Genomic DNA, 20,059 nt, shown 5'->3' on the forward strand with positions numbered 1-20,059 from the left:
GCGTTACCGGGAGTCGGCTAGGGTGACCGTCTTATTCGTCGATGATGAACCGCACGTGCTGCGTCAGCTGGAACGGCAGCTGATTGCGGAGGATGTCGATTGGGATTGCGATTTCGCGACCAGCGGCGAACAGGCGATTGAGATGTTGGCGACCGCCAAGTACGACGCCGTGGTCACCGACATGCGAATGCCGGGCATGGATGGCGCGGCGCTCTTGAACTATGTCAGCAAGCACTATCCCAACACGGTGCGGATCGTTCTGTCCAAGCCATCGGATCGCGATGCCGTGCTTCGATCGATCATGGCGATGCATCAGTTTTTGCCAAAACCGTGCGACGCACTCGAACTTCGCACGACGATTGACCGCGCCTGCGCGTTGCGAGACGTCTTGATTTCCGATTCGCTGCAACGCTTGGTCGGTGGGCTTTCTCGTTTGCCCAGTGTCCCGGCGGTCTATCGAGAACTCACCAACGCACTGCGCAACGAAGACGCCTCGATCTCGTCCATCGGCCAGATCGTCGCCAAGGACGCCGTGATGACGGCAAAGGTGCTGCAGCTGGTCAACTCGGCGATCTTCTGTTTAAGCCATCATATTTCCGACCCGATCAAAGCGGTTTCGTTGCTGGGTGCATCGACACTGAAGTCACTCGTGCTCGCGATCGGCATTTTCCAAGAATTCGAAGCACTCGGCGTGAACGGGTTTTCCGCCGAAGTGTTGATGCAACATTGCTTGCGCGTCTCCCGGATGACCAAGCTGATCGGCCGACGGGAACGACTCGACTCCCAGGCACTTGAAGACGCCATCACCGCGGCCACGCTCCACGACATCGGCAAGCTCGTGCTGCATTCGATCGACCCCAAAACGTGTGCCCAAGCGGCGTTGAAAGCGGAGATCGATGACATCCCCTTGTGGCGGGCCGAACGCCAGATCTTCGGCGCCGATCATGCCGCCATCGGTGCCCACCTACTCAGCGTCTGGGGGCTGCCACAAACGATCATCGAAATCGTCGCGTTGCATCACACGCCGACCAAAGCATACGAGATGTCGTTCTCGCCGCTGACCGCCGTCGTTGCGTCCAATTTTCTCAGCCGGGCCGGCAGTCAGTTGCCTCTGCCTACGCCGGATGACGAGCTGATCCGCTATTTCGAGATGGTCGTGTGTGGCGAAAAGCTCGAATCGTGGCACAACCTTTGCTCCGACGTGGGCAAGCGAAACGACGAGTCACGCAAAGCACCGCTCCCGCAAGACGTCAGTCTCTAAACGGCGTCACGGACGCGCCGCGGATTTCTGCGCCAGAAGCTGCCCCTCGACGTTGGCCGTTAATGCCGACAGCGCTTGTTCGATCGATTCCCGATTGCCGAGTTCGGTTTGTCCATACCGGCAGCGTTCAAAGGCATCGGTCAGAAACCGCAAATCGGGATAACGCTCGCCCACGCGTTGCAACAATTCACTCGGTGTTTCGTCCGAACGTCGTGTGACCCCGGCACGTCCGAGTTGCTTCAGTGTTTCGGCATAAAAAGGCAACCGGGGCTGCAGGGCGTGTGCCTCTCCGCTCGCCTTGCCGCGGCGTCGAAACTGTGGCCATCGCAACCGCAGCAACACGGCGAGTATCGCGAACACGGTGGCGGCGATGAAGACGGAAATCGCCAAGGACTGCAGGGGTAAATCAATCTCCCCGCCCTCCAGTCGCCCGGCACGGATCGCAGCCAACTTGCTTTTCAGATCGCTCCACATGCGTTGATACGAACTCCGAACGTCGCGCAGTCCGGTCGCTTGCACCAGGTCATCGCGTTGGCGTTGCGCATCCATCTCGACGACGTAATCTTCCCAAACATTGTTCGCCAAGTTCAACAGTCCATCGACGCCCTCCGGATTGCCGTCGTCGAGCGCACTTTCGGCGGGTGTCGGGTCGAGTCGCATCCAGTACCGCGGGGATCGCCGCTGACCGGCCCGCTGACCGGCCCGCTGACCGGCCAAACGACCGTCCGCCGAAATCTGGTCTCGCTCGATCAACGCTTCGACCCAGGCATGGGCGTGCAACTGCCTGGCGATGTAGTACTTGCCGATGTTGTTGTATTCCTCGGTCCGATACCCCACGATGACGCGACAGGGAATCCCGACGCTGCGGAGCATCAATGCCAGCGATGATGCGAAGTACTGGCAGTGACCCCGTCGATCGACGGACAGAAACTGCTCGACCGGATCAACACCGGGGATCGGCGTCGCGTCCAAGTTCAACGTGTAGGAAAACGCAGGATCGGTCTTCAAATATTGCTCCATCGCCACCGCCGCGCGCGACAGGCTGAGGGTGTCGCCACGGATGTCGTCCAAGACCTGTGTCGCCAACCGGACCGCGGTCGGCACACTGGCCCGATCGATTCGAAGCAAGTCCGTTTCGTAGTCCCGCTTCGGCCGCGGCGCTCGGGTATTCAACCTCTGTTGCCAAGTCAGTTCGTAGGGTGAGATCACTCGCTCCGACTCCGACGCTTGGGCGATCCAGCGTGTCTGAATGCCATCGAAAAACGCGTGCGTGCCGAATTCGTAACTGATACGTGGATACGGCGGTTCGGACGATTCGCGGGCCAGTGTCCATCGATCGATCGCGTGAACCACGTCGATGGCGTCGCCGTCTCGATGGTAGGGTGCGATCGAAAACAACGCCGGCCGGCTCATCGCTTCACACGTGATCTTGACATGCACACGGTCATACGGCATGCGGTCGGATCGTCCGCGGGGGCGATCGGCGCTGGGAATGCGGCCGCGGCGACTGATCGAATTCTGGTCGGTCGAAACCCACTTGGCGATCGGCCGGTCCGTGGAGTAGTCGACTTCGTAGGACTCCAGCACTTTCCCCCGCAAATACAAACTGTCGTTGATCAGGTAAGGTTCACCGCTGTCCTTCTCGGTCAACTTGACCCGCACCGCCGGGTCAGAGTTTTGCATCACCTGGCCCAATTGTTCCATCCGCACTTCATCATCAAATCCGACCATCGCGGGACCCCGCGCGTTCGATCGTGACGGCTGGACGCGACGCGGCAAAACGTAAAAAAACGCCGCCGCGATCACAATCACCGCCGGCGAAAGCACCAGCAGGGCGTAGCGTGACCAAGGCCCGGCCGCCCAATAAATCGAAATCACCGATTCCGGCGACGACGTGGCCACGATCGCGTTGCGCGGCGGCACGTCGTCACGACTCCCAATGATGAACTGGACGAAACGTCCGAGTCTGGTTTTGGGAGGCTCGGGGACCGGTCGGTCCAAGGTCACATCGAGACTCTCCATCATCGTGACCAGCCCCAACAGGCTGAGCGCACTGGCGCCGACAATCGCGATCGGAATCATCCACACGCCGAAGCCGATCGCATCACTGAAGATCGCCGCGACAACCAACTCCAGTAAACAGAACACCGCCAACTGTTCCAAGATGCGCCGCGATTTCCGCTGCATCATCAACACGCCCTGGACCAAGACCAACAACAACGCGACGGAGACCATCTGCGGCTCGCCCCGCTGTTGCAGCCCCCAGAAATCTTGCACGCAGTACACCGCGGCGCCCGCCATTGCCAAATAGGCGCCGATCGGCGGCAATTCGATCAAACGCAACCAATCGACGAATACGAATCCGACGACCGCGGAAAACACGGCCAACAGGGCGATGCTCTCGGTGCCTTGACCGCCCGCCAACACCAACCCACCGGCCGCCGACAACAACGCAAATTGGAACTCCAATCGCGTCCGGACCGACGGCACGGCCAGCAACTCACCACGCAGCGAATCGGGAAGATCCGCAGTGTCCCCCTCAGTCATGGACATACCCGGCCTCCTCCGTCTTGCCATCGGTCACCACACGGTCCGCGTCGACGGCCAACAATCGTCGCACCGGCGGCGAGCTGACATCGATCCAAGACAGCCGCGACCGTTGATCAAAGTAACGCCACACCGACAACGCCTGTTGGCTGGACCGATCCGACGATTGACACGCGTCTTTGAATCCTCGCTGGCTGACCACCACCAGATCGTAAGCCTGGAGCTGGGACGATCGATCGACGACCGCGCGCAGCAACGGATCGGCTTGCGACGCATCAAGATGCACGGATTCGGCAATGGCCAGACGCTCCAGCAGCGCCGTGGCATCCGCCCCGATCGACGCATGGACGTTCGAACGCGGCGATGCGTTGGCGACAAAGGCGTCGGCGACCAGCAACGCCACCGAGCTGGTCGGTGATGCCAGTTCATTGATCAGCGTCGCGGCGACTTCCAAAACCTGTTCAACGATGCCGGGTGCGTCGGGGCGGTCGACCGCATCGACCACCAGACAGATTTGATGTCGGTTCCGCTGTTCGAATTGTCGCACGGCCGGTTCGCCGATCCGCGCCGTTGTCCTCCAATGGATGTGTTTGATGTGATCGCCCGATTGCCAGGGACGCAGCCCGAAGAACTCGCCGTCTTCATTGCTTCCACCGGTCGACCGATGACCATCGCCGCCCCGCCGTGGCGGCAACAGCGACTTCCACCCCCGACGCAACGTGATCAGCCGCGGGTAGATGTAGAGCGGTTCGACCGTCTCACGAGAAAGTCGTTCGCAACTCATCAGACAGAACGGAAACGTCGTGGAGACGACAACCGGCCCCAACTGGTATCGCCCGCGACGATGGAAGCGACACAGCACCGACATGCCGCGTGTTTGACCGGCCGGAACATTGCCCACACTGCCGATCAAGGGGACCGGTTGCCGGAGTTCTGATTCCTGTGGTTTTGGCAGTGGATCGTCACTGGATTGGTCGGAACGATCGGCATCGACGTCTGGCTGTGCGATCACGCGGTCTTCGATGCGCAAACACCAAAGCGGCAGCAACCGTCCCGCATTGTTGATCTCATAGCGGATCGCCATCGGTGTCTCGGCAAACACGCCGCTCACCTCGTGACGATGCAGTCGCACTTGCCGAATCGCATGGCGTCCCTGACGCCATTGCAACAGAACGATGCTGATCAGCAACCCCGCCAACACCAGCAACAGATTGAATCCGCGCAGCGACCCGCCGATCATCGCGAACAATGCGACGAACAAAAAATGGAATCCCAGACGCGTGATGCGGTAACGGAACAGCGGTTTGGATCGACTTGTCGCCATCAGTACCGTTGGAGGAGAGGTTTTTCAAAGGCTATAGTATCACGACCGGCCGATTCACGTTCGCTCCCCCCATTGTACCGCTCGCCCCGATGCCCTCTAGCGCCGATCAAAACGACTTCATTGTGATCGGTGCCGGCATCGTAGGGCTAGCGACCGCATGGCGTCTGGTGCAGCGTTTCCCCGACTGCTCGGTCGTCGTCGTCGAATCGGAATCCGACGTCGCCGCTCACCAAAGCGGCCACAATTCCGGGGTATTGCATTCCGGGATCTACTACAGACCGGGTTCCATTCGGGCCACGACCTGTCGCAGCGGCAAAGCGGAGCTGGAAGCGTTTTGCGAGGAACACCAGATTCCCTGGGATCGCTGTGGCAAAGTGATCGTCGCCACCGATCCCGACGAATTGGAATCGATGGAAAAAATCGCCGCCCGGGGTTCCGAAAATGGCATCGTTTACGAACGTCTTGATAGCGATCAATTGCGCGAGCTGGAACCCAATGCGGCCGGTATTGCAGCCCTGCACGTGCCCGAAACCGGGATCGTGAACTACGCGACGGTGTGCAAGAGACTGGCCCGCTGTGTCCGCGATGCAGGCGGGCGGATCGTGTTCGGATCCGAAATCGTGGCCATCGATGCGACGGTCCGATCGATTCGTCTGACCGCCGCCGACGGCAAAGTGTTCCACGCCGCGATGATGATCAATTGCGGCGGATTGCAGTGCGATCGAATCGCTGCCTTATCTGGCGTCTCGCCGGAAATTCGAATCGTCCCGTTTCGCGGTGAATATTATGAACTGGCGCCTGGCCGCGAAACACTGGTTCGAAACCTGATCTATCCCGTCCCGGATCCCTCGTTTCCTTTCCTGGGGGTGCATTTCACGCGGATGATCGACGGGGGTGTGGAATGTGGCCCCAATGCCGTGCTGGCATTTTCTCGCGCGGGATACGATTGGAAAACCATCCGGCTGACGGACCTCGCGCAAACCCTTCGGTTCGGCGGGTTTCGAAAACTGGCGCTGCGACATTGGAAAACCGGGTTGGGAGAGATGCACCGTTCGCTCAGCAAAGCGGCCTTCGTCACTGCGCTGCAAAAGTTGATGCCCTGTTTGACCGCGTCCGATCTGGTCCGAGGCCGTGCCGGTGTCCGTGCCCAGGCGGTTTCGCGTGACGGCGAATTGGTGGACGACTTTCTGTTTCAGCGGAGTGATGCTGCCGTGCACGTCTTGAACGCTCCATCGCCCGCGGCAACGGCTTCGTTGGCGATCGCCCAAACCATTGTCGACCAGGTCGAGCGTTAAAGCGTGAACGCAATGATGCCCAACGATCGGCCGGACGCCTCATCGATCCATTGCCGCGACGTCACGGTCCAATTCACTCCGTCCTCGGTGGCGGTCGATCGTGTGGAACTGACGGTCCAGAGCGGGGAAATCGTTTCCCTGATCGGCCCCAGCGGTTGCGGCAAGACGACGCTCTTGCGCGCGATCGCGGGCCTGCAACCGATGACCCAGGGCCGCGTCGAACTCGATCCGGTCGCCATCGCCAGAAAAGGACAAATCGGCTTCGTCTTTCAACAACCCGGCCTGCTGCCGTGGGCGAGCACGCTGCAAAACGTCCTGTTGCCGCTGGAGTTGATCGGACGGGGAACCAGCCGACAGCGACGTGAGGCCGCCGAACATGCCCTGCGGTCGGTGAAACTGGCCGACGCCAGAGACAAGCGACCGCACGAACTTTCCGGCGGCATGCAGATGCGGGCGTCGATCGCGCGAGCCCTGGTGACCGGCCCCAGCATCTTGCTGTTGGACGAACCCTTTGCCGCCCTGGACGACATGCTCCGGAACGAACTGGGCCGGCTGCTGCTGTCGCTTTGGCAGCAGCAACAATTCACCGCCGTGATGGTCACCCACAACATCAGCGAGTCGATTTTGCTTTCGCATCGAATCGCCGTGATGCGTGCCGGAGTCTTGGAATCGGTGATCGACAATCCGATCGCCTGGCCGCGCAGCCCGTCACAAATGAGAACGCCCGACTTCGCTCAGTTCTTCGGCGTCGTCAGTGATTCGCTACGCGGCCCCTCGTCCGCGACCGACCGATCGCAGGAGGACACGCCATGAGCGGTGCCGCCCAACGCTCTCCGGCAACTCAAGTCTCCGACGCGGCACGCCAGTGGGGACCCGCGCTATGGGTCGCCGTGATCGCCGTCGCGATTTGGCAGCTGGTGGCCTGGGGATTCGACATGCCGTCGGCGCTGTTGCCCAGACCGGCGGAGGTTTGGAGGGCGGCGGCGGAGAACCGAATGGAATTGTTGAAGGCCTTGTATGCGACCGGATTGGCCGCGGCTGCCGGCTTGCTGGCCGCCATCGGGCTGGGATCGCTGATCAGCGTTGCGTTTTCCCAGTCCCGGCGTGTTCGGCTGGCGTTCTTTCCCTATGTGATCTTCCTGCAAACCGTGCCCATTGTCGCGATCGCCCCGCTGTTGATCATCTGGAGCGGATACCAGTTTCGCACCGTGGTCATTGTGACGGTCATCGTGTGTCTGTTCCCGATCGTCAACAGCGTGACGGCTGGACTGATGGCGATCGATCGTCAGTGGTCGGACCTGTTTTCGTTATACGGGGCCGGGCGGGCAAAAAAGCTGACGCGATTGCAGATCCCCGCCGCCGTGCCCTACCTGGTCTTGGGGGCAAAGACGAGTAGCGGGCTGGCGGTGATCGGCGCGATCGTGGCGGAGTTTTTTGTCGGCAATGGCACCGATTATGACGGCTTGGGAACGCTGATGACGCACTGGCAAGGCTTTGTCAAAACCGACGCCCTGATCGCCGCCGTGTTCACCTCGACGCTGTTGGGCCTGTTTCTCTTCGGCCTGGTCCACGGGATCTCGCGGACCCTGCTGCGGCGCTGGATGGACGCCGCGTGAATTGTTCCGGGGCCAAGATACACGCCCCAGCGCCGGCCACCGGAGCGTGCAAGGTGCGGTCCAAAACCCGCTTCGGTCGCCGACACCTCCGCGCTAAAGCGGATTTCGTTCGAGCTGGCGGTTGGTCCAACTTCGGCGCTGAAACCGGCCCAATCTCGAATTGCCGAATGGCGTGGATTCTGGCATTGAGGTGTCTGGATATTTTAACGCGATAGATCCTGAGGGAGCCACCTCGACGAGGTGTGAAGTGATCTGCCGGTGCGGGTTCGCTACATACTCTTCAGGAAATTCAGCCCAAAGCGACCATAGTCTTGACCGTCGATATCGCCATCACCATCCGAATCAAGGGGGGCATCGTAGCCGGGATCGTCGAATGACTTCAAGAAACCCAGGCCGAACCGTCCGTAGTCCTGGCCATCAACGTCCCGATCGCCGTCGGTGTCTCCGAAGAAACGAAACAGTAGATCGGTCGCGTTGTCGCCGAATTGTTCATCGCGAAATAATTGCTGACCGTTACTCGATTGAACCTGCTGGGCAAAGATGTCTAATCGATAGTTTCCGTCTGCGAGAGAGTTTCCGAGTGATCCGGTGCCTTGACGAGCAATCGTGGAAACCCCATCAAACGTCAGTGTCGCGATCGTCTGCGTGCCTTGGTCGACCGCGGCAATCTGGATCGTGCCAACTGCCAAGCCGGAATCAAGATTGGTCAAACGGAAAGCAGTGGCGAGATCCGTGTGATCGACCAGGGCGTCAAACGTGACCACCAGCGACGTGATCTGAGATCGCGTCGACGATCCGTCATTGATCATCACGACAGGGTCAATCGCGCGAGCAAGGATTGCGTTCGCACCGACGAAGACATCAAGAATCGGTTCCGCGTCCGGATCGATCAGTTGCAGACTACTGGCGAGCGTTCCGCTGGTGATGATCTTTGCCACCTCCGCCGCCGCTCCGATCCCCGCGCTCGGATCAACCGCCACGTCGATCGAAAACAGGACGACTCGCTCCCCTTCTGCGAGTTGCAAAACGTCGCCGAGCGATGCTGCCACTCCGTAGGCATTCGGCAACGCGAACGCAGTCACATACTCATTCCCGTTTTGAAAGGACGCGTTAGGATGGAAAGCCGACGCATCGCCCGCAAACGTCACACCGGGAACATCAATCATCAACGGTGCGTTGAAACCGGCGATCGAGACCGGTCCCCCCAGCGCTTCGGCCATGAAATCCAGCGTATACGTCCCCGCGCCATTGAACTCCTGAACCGCGCCGGTCAATTGGATCCCCGGCCCGGGCGGAGCCAGCACGGCGCCGCGAACAAAATTCGGCGGGTCGATCACCTCGATGCCGGTTCCGATGAATTGAATCCCCTGCGCATCGGGCCCCTCCGTGATCGGCACGGCGATTTCCAGCTCCGATGCGACGTCGACCGACGCTGAAACATCAACGACGATGCTGAACAGTACTGCCGTCTGTCCCTGGGCCAAGGCAAGGCCGCTTGAACTTGATGCCGCGACGCCGAAGTGGTTGGCTTGGCTGAGCGGCGCAACATATTCATAGCTGAACGCTGGGTTGCGAACGAAATCGTCGATCGTTCCGCCAAACGTCACTCCGGGGACGTCGAAACGCAGCGGCAGATTGAATCCGGCGATGGTCTGGTCCCCGCCAATTGCCGTGATCGTAAAATCGAACGTGTAGGTCCCTGGACCGGAATAGGTTTGACGACCACCGACCAGGTCCAGGATCACGGTCGGTGCATCCGACAATGACTCAGTCGGCGCCTCGGCCGCCGCAACAGTGGTGCTCGATCGCAACGCAATCGGTTCGGTGGGTGACGCTTCACCCGGCTTCAGATCGGATAAAGACGCTCGTGCGATCGCGTTGATGACGAACAACGCATCGCGAGGAGTGATCTCGGCGTCACGATTGACATCGTATTGCCAATCGGTCGTGCCGACGAACTGTGTTGCGATTCGGTTGATCACATTCAAGGCGTCCAAGGGCGAAGCCATTCCGCTGCCGTTGACATCCGTCCGCTCGATGATCGTCGCTTTCGCACGCTCGAACGCTTCGGCATCGATCCATGCTGGATCAATTGATTCGGTCATCCCCGGCACATCCAGCTTGACTGCATAGTTGGCTTCAAATCCGGCCAGGTCGTCGATCGTGATGCCCCCGATGCCGTCGTCATTGACATAGTCGGGTACGCCGCCGGGGATGCCGGACCAGTAAGCAAAAGTCTCGAGGTCTCGCAGGTCGACACTGCTGTTCCCGTCCCAATCGCCGCGCAAGACAAAGAACCGGTTTTGATCATCAGCGATGAAGGCGAACGCCGACCCGCTCGTGACCTCCGGCGACAATTCCAATTTGTAACGTCCGTCGGGCAATTGGTTCGCGTCCAGCAAGATCGTGATCGCGATTCCGTTCGCATCGAGCGAAACTTGGTCGACTCGCAGCTCGATGACCGTTTCCGGATCGCCGTCGTTGGCGCCTAGGTTTGTCAGCGTGATTCCACCGGCGGGCAGTGCCGCGATCGGCGTTTGAAGTTCAATCACGATGTCGCGGATTTGGTCGCGCTGGATGTCCCAAGACGAAGGCTGGGCGCCTTGCGGCAAGTCTGCGGGATCCGTCGCAAGTGAATTCAGCAAAACGACCGGCGGGACAGGCACGGTGATCCGAGCCGCCGACTCGATGGTGACATCTTGGATCGTTGCCAAATCCGCATCGGTGAATTGCAACGCGGATGCGAACGGACCTTCGGTGATGATGCTGACGACATCCGCGGCGGTATCAAAGTTCGAATCGACCACCAGATCAATCGAGAACAGAATTTCACTTTGGCCCGCATCAAGTTGCAATCCCGGCCCCAAAGATCCGGCCACGCCGTAGACGCCGGGCGTCCCCAGTCCCGTCACGAATTCCAGATCGAACGAAGCGTTGGGCGCAAACGCCGTGTCGTCACCGGCAAAGCTGACGCCGGTCCCATCGACCAACAGCGGCGCGTTAAAGCCCGCAATCGAAACCGGCCCGCCGACCGCCTCGACATACATGTCCAGCGTATAAGTTCCCGGTCCGTTGAACGTCTCGATTTCGCCAAACAATTTCACTCCGGCCGCGCCAGCGTCTTCGCCTTCGGCCTCCACCATCAGCGACACCGGGGCTTCCCCTTCGGCGGGCGGACTCGGCTCTGGGGGCAAGAACGTGAATTGTCGACTATTCGTCAGTAACACATCATTGGCAAAGACCGCTCCGGAGCCGTCGATGTCGCGGAAGGCGTCGTAGCCCGCCGCACCGGCGAACGTGAATTGACTGGCATTGATCGTCAGCACATCGGTGGCCAAGACACCGCCACTGCCATCGACGTCACCAGGCAGCACGTTGAACCCAAAGATCGAGTTCCCGCCGAGTGGATTGCCGGCCAAATCGACGATCGAATCTCCGATGCCCAACGCGATGCGATCCGCGCCAAAGTCAACCGCTCCCGCCAACTGAATCGTCAACAGGAACGGACCATCGCCTCCGCCATTGGTATAGCTGGTTGTGATTCCAAACTCCGGTGCGGTCTCATAGTCCGGCACATTGGCACCGGCCAACGTCAGGTCGGCCGCATCGATCGAGCCGCCGGTCGTTTTTTGAATGTCTTCACTGAACTCAATAAAGAGCGTGTCCAGGCCGTTCCAAGAGAGCGGCCGCAACGCAGTCGGTCCCGGAAGTTCGACACCGCGCAGATTTTGCGGATCAACGGCGGATCGAAAACTCGTCGTCCAACCGGACGCGGCGATCCGCACGTCCGTGACCAACGGGGGAACCACGTCACCGGTCGGTGTGACGATGAAGTCCAGGCCTGAGATCGAGTTCAGCCCATCCAGAGCAATCCGGTGACCGCCATCGACGAGTCGATTGAGTAGCACATTGATCGTCGCCGTCGATTTCGGAATTGCAACAATATCGATTGTTCCCTCGCCGTTGGGTCCGGAGACATCATTGTCAAAGTTGGCGAGAACGATCGGTGCGCGTTCAAACACCGAGAATTGCCCCGTGCCAAAACTCTCCAGTGGTTCAAACCGAACATGAACGGGACCAGCGGATGTGTCCGTAATGTTGCGAAAAACTGTTATCCTACCGTCTTGTAATCGTGTTGCGATGATGTCTAGGTCACCATCACGGTCAATGTCAGCCACTCCCATGCTATCGACGCCCAGAGTTCCACTGCCGACGGGATATTCCGTCTCGTTCTTGAGAGTACCGTCGCCATTGCTGGTGAGGATCGACAGGGTATTTTGCAGGACGTTTGCAACGGCCAAGTCGGGAATCGCATCACCGTTAAAGTCTCCCGTGACCATCTCCAGAGGTCCGCCTTCGACAAGGGATCGACCGGAAAGCGAAAACCCGCCACCTCCGTTTCCGGAGTAGAGGGCGACGTCGCCAAACGGCGTATTTGGCAACGTCGGGGACAGATGCAGGACGACCAAGTCCAGATTGCCGTCGTCGTTGAAGTCCTCAGAAAGGATTGCGATCGGGTCGTCTCCCGCGACTGGCACCGCTGTCTGCGCCGCAAAGTTGCCGGCGCCGTCGTTGAGCAGCAATTGAAAGTCTTCGGCAGACTTGGCGAACACCAGCGGTGACTCCTGAGCAAGCACGCTGAAACCGAAATTCAGGACGGCCAAGTCAACCGTCCCGTTCTTGTCAAAGTCTCCTGACGTCAAGCTGACCGGATTGTTCCCTACGGAAACCGACCTGCGGTCGAGAAAATCTTTGGAGGAGTGCTCATAATCCAGCAGCACCAGCACGTTGTTGCTCGCCTGCCCGACGATGGCAACGTCGAATCGTCCGGCGGAATCGTCATTGAACTGACCGACGATCATCTCGAGCGGGAGTGAAGTTCCAGGAAGTGTCGCTGTTTGGCCAAGTGAGATGTCGATATCGACCGGATGAAACGATCCGTCCCCGCCATTGAGCCGAATGGAAAGCTGATTCCCATCGCTCAGCAACACGGCGAGATCTTCGTCGCCATCCTGATCAAAGTCGGCGTGCGTGGCCGAACTGGGTGTCCGAAAGCTGGTCGGGCCCGTGAACAGGTCGTAGGTCGCCGCTGCGAAGTCATTGCCGACCGGATTGGCAAGCACCGACGCTTCGTCGAGTTGTGCCCTGACCGTAACAATTCGAGTTGCTTGCCCGGTGAATTCGAATGTTCCGTCAAGCTGCGTGACTTCAATCGGTTCATCGGTGCCGGCGGTGTGTTGCCCATCATTGTTGGCATCGAGAAAGATGGGGATGTCGGACACTGGCATGTCGACACCCTCGTCAAACTGCTGGTTGTTATTCAGGTCCTCGTAGACACGGCCGGCAGCAACCGAATGAGTCGACTGTCCGGTGCTGATGATCCGTCGAACTCCGAAATCTCGCCCGCTGATTGCCCCGGCAGCCGGCAAGAATATGTCCCACTGATAGTCATCGGCCGGGCCCGGAGTCACGTGTTCCCATCCGGAGTGCGACAAGACCCTGACCTGATACTGCTGATAGCCGGCTACATCGGTGAAGGCGTAGCTGCCGTCCGAACCGGTTTCAACAAAGCGTTCACCTGCATCTAGCAGCTGGTTTCCGTTGGTGTCCAGGAATACCGTCCATTGCGAGAGCCCCGGTTCGTTGGGATCGGCGGTCTGATTCTGGATGACGTCTTCGAACACGCGTCCGCTGATCACACCGGTATCGGGGATCAACCCGATCCCAAAGTCATTGGTCGTCGAACCGGGCTGAACGGTACGAGAGATCACATAAGGAACGAAGGGATTGAGAGTCACGAATCGATCGTGGGCGCCGTTACCATCACCTGATGTCAGATTCGAAGCACCAGACGAGAAAGCGATGAAAAGTCCGTCTCCGGTGATCGTTGGATCGCTGCTTGTGCCATTTGCTTCGTTGCCATCGACATCTACACTGACCCGCGCGACACGGTCTTCCTGGCGATCGTAGACGAAGATGTCGGCAGTGCCGTTGTTATCGTCAGGAACCAGGTTTGAATCTTCCGCGGGAAACACCACGAAACGTCCGTTATCACTGATAGCGGGGGCCGGTTCGTTTACGGCAAATGCGGGATTCCCTTGGAGATTGGTTGGGAATTGTTCGGACGCTCCCGTCTGGCGATCCCAAATTCGAAGACGGTCTGACGACTCATAGACGTAGAATCGGCCATCGGCACTGAGCGCCGAGTAGCCAAAGCCATTCCCAAAACTGACGGTTTCAAAGCTGCCGGTATCTCGATCAAGAATGTAGGCATCACCGCCTGAACCGGTGTTGTAACCGTAAGCAATAAATCGGCCGTCGGGACTAATCGCTTTCAGGGTGCTGTCAAACGTTCGCTGCGAACCGTTCGCGTTCAAGCTTAACCGTTGCGAGGTTCCCATTTGACGATCGAAAACGAAAACGTCATAGACGTTGTTCGTGTCATTTGGCACGAGATTGGATGCGGTCGTGTCAAAGAATACATATCGCCCGTCCTCACTGATCAACCTTTGGAAGACACCCGCGTTTGCTTCAGCGCCGTCGCTGCCAATATTCACCCGTTCGGTCGTGCCATCGATGCGGTCGTGCACGAACAAATCATAGGTTCCATTGGCGTCGTCGGGCACGAGATTGGTCGCATGAGATGCAAACAGCACAAATCGACCATCGGCACTCATTGAGGGTTCATAGGAATGACTGTTTCCTTCCGTCGCATCGCTATTGACGCTGACGCGTTCGACCAACCCACTGGAGAGATCCTTGACGAAAACATCCGAAGCATCATTTGTGTCGTTGGGCACAAGGCTAGGCAGGAACGAGCTGTACGCAAGAAATCGGCCATCTTTGCTCAGCGCCGTCCGGCCAAACCCACCGCTTGCTTGGACGCGCTGTATCGTCGGTTGCGAAAGCGTCCAGCCCGGGGGCGCGATGACTTCGAAACCGTACTCGTCAGCAGGTAAACTCGCGAACTCCGCCAAGCCGGCTTCATTGACCGTCGTGGTTGTCGGGTCATCGATGACCGACGACGTGCGAAAGACTTGACCACCGCTGCCTCGGGCGATGACCTCGATTTCGGGAACTCCCGCCTCCCCCGGCCCGATCCGCTGGTCCGCGTTGCGATCGATGAAGACTCGAGTCGAAACCATTCCCGCCACGCTCTCCTGGGCACCGATGTCGGGAACAACGCGCGGAGTGCCGAGTTGATCAACATCGCCGATATATTGTTCCGAGCCCGCATTCATTGCCGGGTTACCGAACAGTAGCCGATGGATCGGCGGTCCGCCCGACTCCTGTTGCAGCGGGCCGATCAGGCCTGTTTGTGGCACGACGTTGTCCAGCGATACCGTTGAACCGATTCCTGCAGCGTCACTGGACACCAACGTGTCAACCAGATGCACGTTGCCCTGTACGGAATTCGCCGCCTGTTCGGTGTTCGCAACGGTTGTCTGGCTGACCGTCACCAGCGACTCAACCTCGTCGAAGATCGGGCTCAGTGCGTCGGGTAAATCAAAGACGTACACATGACGGCTGTATTCGGGCGGTTCAAAGACGCCTTCTGTGACAACAGCAACGGAACCACCATCGGCGCTCAATGCCGGTCGGAAAATGTCTGTGCCCGGCGGCAATCCGTCGTCGCTACCATTGACTTGTTCGAGCGATTCGGTTTCTGAATCGTACAGGTAGATGTCTTCGTAAATATATCCAGATGAGACTCTGAAATTCAGAAAGGCCACGTACCGACCGTCGTCGCTGATTGTCGGTTGGTAGGCATCGTCCGCGTCAGGATTCTGATTCGCGCTGATCAGTTCGCTCGTTCCCGCCTCGCGGTCGTATAGAAAGATGCTATTTGGAAGGCCACTCAGCAGCCTGCCTGTGAACGTGATGAACTTCCCATCACCACTGATTTCAGGATCACCAACAGAGTACCGAAGCTGCGAACCGTTGAAATGGAGACTGACTAATTCGGTTGTACCGGCGATTCGATCTCGGACGAAGACATCGGTACTGTTTCCGTTCGTGTCGGACGCGACCAGATTATCCGCGTCCGACTCGAACGCCACGTATCGACCGTCATTGCTGATGGTAGGTTCCGAACTGTCGTCATTTGTTTGCCCACCGGAGTCGCTGACGCTGATCCGTTCGGTCGTCTGATTGACACGGTCATAAACGAAAATATCGTCCTTCCCGTTGGTATCATTGAATACCAGGTCGGTGGCACCGGATTGGAAAACGACGAATCGACCGTCAGCACTGAGGGAACCGTTGAGAGTATCGCCGTTGCCGTCGGTTCCGCCGATTGCGGGTCGGATCCGCGCGAGCTGTCGATTCTCGATGTCGTACACGTACAAGCTGGTCAACGCATTTCCGGCCATCAATGGCTGATCCGATGAGAAAACCACAAATCGACCGTCTGCGCTCACCCTCGGATCCCAGCCGCCGGATGCCAATCCGTCGTCCGAAACACTGATTCGTCGAAGCGTTCCATCGACTCGATCACGAAGATAGACATCGCTCTCGTCGTTGCTGTCGCCTGGAAGCAGATTGCTTGCGAAAGATGCAAACGCGACGTAGCGTCCGTCTCCGCTGATCGATGGACTGAAACTATTCCCGTTCGGATACAAATCACCGTTGAGCTTGCCATTGAATATTGCGCCGACTCCGCCGCGATTACCGGAAAACGTTGAGTTGCTGACGTTGACGTCGCCATCGGAATGGGAGTGTAGGCCGCCCCCGTCATTCTCACTGAGCGTGCTGTGAGAAATCACTCCCGTGCCGTCTCCGCAAAAATAGATCCCCGCACCGTAATTGCTCTCGTTGTCATGGATCCACGACCGATAGACGGTTGCTTCGCCACCCCAGACTGCAACGCCACCGCCGTGTTGGTAGTTATTCAATCCGACTTCACTCGCCGTGTTGTCACGCACTTCCGTGTCGTGGAGTTCCAACTGTCCGGATGAAAGGATTCCGCCACCTCCCTGAAAGGGCGGAGAAACACCACCGCTGACGGTCAATCGCTCCAGTCTTAGCTCCGCCCCCGGATGGACCTTGAACACGCGGTCGATCCCTGCGCCGTCGACTACCGTGCTGCCGACATTTGCTCCGATGATCGTGATCGAACCGGAGATGTCTAAATCGCCACTGGCGGCGTCAGACCAAACCGCACGGTCGTCATAGCGGCACACTTCCACGACATCTGGATCGGCAAAAGGCGACGTCGAGTCCAACTCGGGCGGGATCTGCAGAGAGTAATGTCCGGCATCGACAATGATGGTACGCGGCTCAGGTGCGGCGTGATTGGCGGCGACGATCGCATCACGAAGTGAACTTATGCCGAGTATATCGCTCGGCTGCTCGACGTAGAACACGGTCGGATCGTCTTCGACTCGCACCTGAAAAGTGCCGATGTCCAGCGCATTGATCGATTGTACTCCAATCAGTGGGGCCACCGAATCGGCGACGGTTGATACGGTGTACGAGCCGTAGTCCACCGCATCCCAGCTGCCGTTGAAGTCGAGCGACCATCCGTTGAGCGATCCGCTACTTGCCGATGACACATCCTCAATTTCAAGCGTCCAGACGCCGTTGGGGCCCTTCGCTCCGAGCGCCAAGAGACTTTCGACGGGGCGATAGAATTGGCCGGCCAGCGGGGTTGTCGCAGTGATCAAAATTGCCGCCCGATCGTCCAAAGTGACTTGCGCTAAATCACCCCCGGCATTGCCGACACCGGAAAACAGGATTGCCTCTTGCCCACTGGGTGCGATCAGCTTCACTGTCAGTGCCGAGATGTCGCTATGTTGAATATCGAGCGTTAGCGTCAAGTCGGCGATCAATTGTGAAACATCCGACACCATGATTTGGGACGTGATGGTTCTTGGGGATGCGTCTCCGATTGGGACATTGACCGGATTGTCAAAGTCTCCACCGCCCGGAGCATCGATTACATAAGTCGCCGCGATGCCGTTGCCCCCGTCAAGCGGGACGATCGACCCTGGCTTGAGCTTGGCCGGGATCGGCGCTTGCGGCCCCCACGAACGTCTGACCAGCAGATCATCATCGCCCACGCTGCTCGTATCGATCCCACTACGGTGAAGATACTCGACTGTGAATTCAGTGCTTGTTCCCCCACTGTTCGCAATATCCGGTTTGGTCACGAGTCGAGCCGCCGGTCCGAACACGTCTGCATCGATCGCGGCAGACGCATTCAAGGTACCTCCGCTGGTCAGCAGTGCATCGCCACCGACCATCGGATCGACCGACCCGACAATCGCCGATTTGACTTCTTCTACGGTCGCGTTCGGAAGGGCGGACCAAAGGAGCGCCGCGGTGCCGCTGACGTGGGGCGCCGCCATGCTCGTCCCGTTCGCACTGCCGTAGCCGCCCCCGCTAACTGAGCTACGTATACCGGTCCCAGGGGCGGCCAGATCGACCGATGACGTACCGAAGTTGGAAAAGGTCGCGAGCTCTTGTGAGACCGTTGACGCCGCAACGGAGAGTACATTCGCAGCCTCATAGCTTGCCGGATAAAAAGGGGTTGTATCGTTGTTAACACCGTTTCCAAAGATGTCTCCATTGCCAGCGGCGGCAACAAACAACACACCAGACGCTCCGAGTTCGCCGATCGCCGATTCGAACGCGGGTTCATAGCCTCCCGGCTGTCCCCAACTGTTATTGAGGACGCGGACATTGGCTCCCTCCGACGTTCGGCCTGCGGCATCCACTTCGTGCCGCTGGCGCATCATGCGGGCGTAATTGACCGCACGCAATCCCGCTCCGGCATCGCTGCGGTTGTTGTTGTCCAAGATCCGCAGCGACATGAGTGAAGTCTGCCAGTTGACGCCGACAACGCCAAGGTTGTTACTGCCGATCGCACCGATCGTGCCCGCCACGTGAGTTCCGTGGCCCAGTGCATCGATCGGTTCATTCGGGGCAAACACCTCTTCAGCGCCATTACGAAAGTTGACTCCGAACAGATCGTCAAAGAAACCATTGCTGTCGGTGTCTCGTCCGTCCGACCACTTGGGATCGTTTAACAGATCCACCGCGCTAATCAAACCGTCGTGGTTGAGGTCTTTCAACCAGTTTGCATTAGGACCCGCAGCGTAATCGGCGCTTGAGAGGGCGTACTGTGGCGCAGGACCAATCGTCACGTTATTCAAATCGTAGAAGGTAATCAGGCCGTCGTTGTCGATGTCGACGAGATCGCGTTTGAAGCTCGACGGTATCTCCCCTTGGTTGACCCAGATGTTGAGATAGAGGTCGGGGTGATTCAAGTCGATTCCCGAATCGACGACTCCGACCACCGTATTCAAATCGCCGCGTGAACTGTTCCACGCTGCTTCGGCGTCGATTGCTTGCAATCCATCAAGCAGCCCAGCCGTATAGTCCGCATCGTTGGGGACGGTCGATTGTCCGGTGATCACGGAATTGAGCGTGAACGACGCCACTGATTTGTTGTTAAGCAAACTCGTTTCGATATCAGCCTGCGTCACGCCTTCTCCGCGGACCAGGACAAGGCCTTCAGCACCGAGTCCCGCGATGATCGTGAAGTCGATCGTGTCACCATCCAAATGCCGGTCAGCCGTCTGCAACACGTGAACTCGCCCGGCGACCGAGTCGGTCAGTTGCAGGATCCATTCGCCGGCGGCGAGTTCACGTGGACCTTGAAAGCCATCGGGATAGACCGCGTCGACCGCGGCGAGTGATTCCAACTCGAGCCGCGGGACGTTCTCAAAGGACTCGAACCAACTGATCGGTGCCGGAGATTCAGGCGGCGGCTGATCCGCGGTGCCGCCGAAATCGCCGGCCAGCAGGTAACGCGATTCGAGTTGCTCGAGATGCAATCGCAGTCGCTGGCGCTTTCCGAGTTCTGCGTTCTTACAAGTGCGAAGAGACCGACCACGCTTTTCGAAAGCGTGCGATGTGGGGTAATCATTGCCCATCGATGGCGTACCTACCAAAAAAACCAGTCACTAGTCATATGCGACTCCGCACATCACCAACGACAGGCTTAGGTGCC

General features: G+C 58.7%; 7 protein-coding genes. 4 read left to right on the top strand and 3 right to left on the bottom strand.

All coding sequences use genetic code 11. The features are described from left to right. Nucleotides 1-22 precede the first annotated feature (22 nt). Nucleotides 23-1,261 carry a response regulator gene (locus NZK35_RS27665; RefSeq protein ID WP_259635763.1) on the top strand — a complete coding sequence of 413 codons (1,239 nt, stop codon included), beginning with the start codon at nucleotides 23-25 and terminating at the stop codon, nucleotides 1,259-1,261. A 6-nt stretch (nucleotides 1,262-1,267) separates the two neighbouring features. On the opposite strand, the gene NZK35_RS27670 is transcribed toward NZK35_RS27665, so the two are convergent. Together NZK35_RS27670 and NZK35_RS27675 are read right to left on the bottom strand one after the other, a co-directional pair. Continuing rightward, entirely contained in the window at nucleotides 1,268-3,814 is a 2,547-nt protein-coding gene (locus NZK35_RS27670) for a transglutaminase TgpA family protein (protein ID WP_259635764.1), read from the bottom strand. Beyond that, nucleotides 3,801-5,132: a DUF58 domain-containing protein gene (locus tag NZK35_RS27675; RefSeq protein WP_259635765.1), complete on the bottom strand. Its 1,332-nt coding sequence runs from the start codon at nucleotides 5,130-5,132 to the stop codon at nucleotides 3,801-3,803. The genes NZK35_RS27670 and NZK35_RS27675 overlap by 14 nt, the downstream gene beginning before the upstream one ends. An 89-nt stretch (nucleotides 5,133-5,221) precedes the next feature. Between NZK35_RS27675 and lhgO the strand changes: the two genes are divergently transcribed. Genes lhgO through NZK35_RS27690 form a run of 3 tightly spaced genes read left to right on the top strand, consistent with a single transcriptional unit; the run spans nucleotide 5,222 to nucleotide 8,043 of the window. After that, the gene (gene lhgO, locus NZK35_RS27680; RefSeq protein WP_259635766.1) at nucleotides 5,222-6,427 is read left to right on the top strand and encodes an L-2-hydroxyglutarate oxidase; all 1,206 of its coding nucleotides are present in this window, start codon (nucleotides 5,222-5,224) and stop codon (nucleotides 6,425-6,427) included. 12 nt (nucleotides 6,428-6,439) lie between these two features. Then, nucleotides 6,440-7,240, top strand: coding sequence for an ABC transporter ATP-binding protein (locus tag NZK35_RS27685; protein WP_259635767.1), 801 nt, complete (start codon nucleotides 6,440-6,442; stop codon nucleotides 7,238-7,240). Continuing rightward, nucleotides 7,237-8,043, top strand: a complete 807-nt coding sequence (locus NZK35_RS27690; protein ID WP_259635768.1) for an ABC transporter permease — start codon at nucleotides 7,237-7,239, stop codon at nucleotides 8,041-8,043. Before NZK35_RS27685 ends, NZK35_RS27690 begins: the two co-directional genes overlap by 4 nt. A gap of 269 nt (nucleotides 8,044-8,312) precedes the next feature. Here the strand turns inward: NZK35_RS27690 and NZK35_RS27695 are convergent, their stop codons facing one another. Then, entirely contained in the window at nucleotides 8,313-19,883 is an 11,571-nt protein-coding gene (locus NZK35_RS27695) for a S8 family serine peptidase (protein ID WP_259635769.1), read from the bottom strand. Nucleotides 19,884-20,059 lie beyond the last annotated feature (176 nt).

Source organism: Stieleria sedimenti (assembly GCF_025060895.1).
GTDB classification, from domain to species: Bacteria; Planctomycetota; Planctomycetia; order Pirellulales; family Pirellulaceae; genus Stieleria; species Stieleria sedimenti.

Coding starts and splice junctions, on each gene's coding strand:
- NZK35_RS27670 (WP_259635764.1), bottom strand. CDS start 3,814: ATGTCCATGACTGAGGGGGACACTGCGGATCTTCCCGATTCGCTGCGT.
- NZK35_RS27675 (WP_259635765.1), bottom strand. CDS start 5,132: ATGGCGACAAGTCGATCCAAACCGCTGTTCCGTTACCGCATCACGCGT.
- lhgO (WP_259635766.1), top strand. CDS start 5,222: ATGCCCTCTAGCGCCGATCAAAACGACTTCATTGTGATCGGTGCCGGC.
- NZK35_RS27685 (WP_259635767.1), top strand. CDS start 6,440: ATGATGCCCAACGATCGGCCGGACGCCTCATCGATCCATTGCCGCGAC.
- NZK35_RS27690 (WP_259635768.1), top strand. CDS start 7,237: ATGAGCGGTGCCGCCCAACGCTCTCCGGCAACTCAAGTCTCCGACGCG.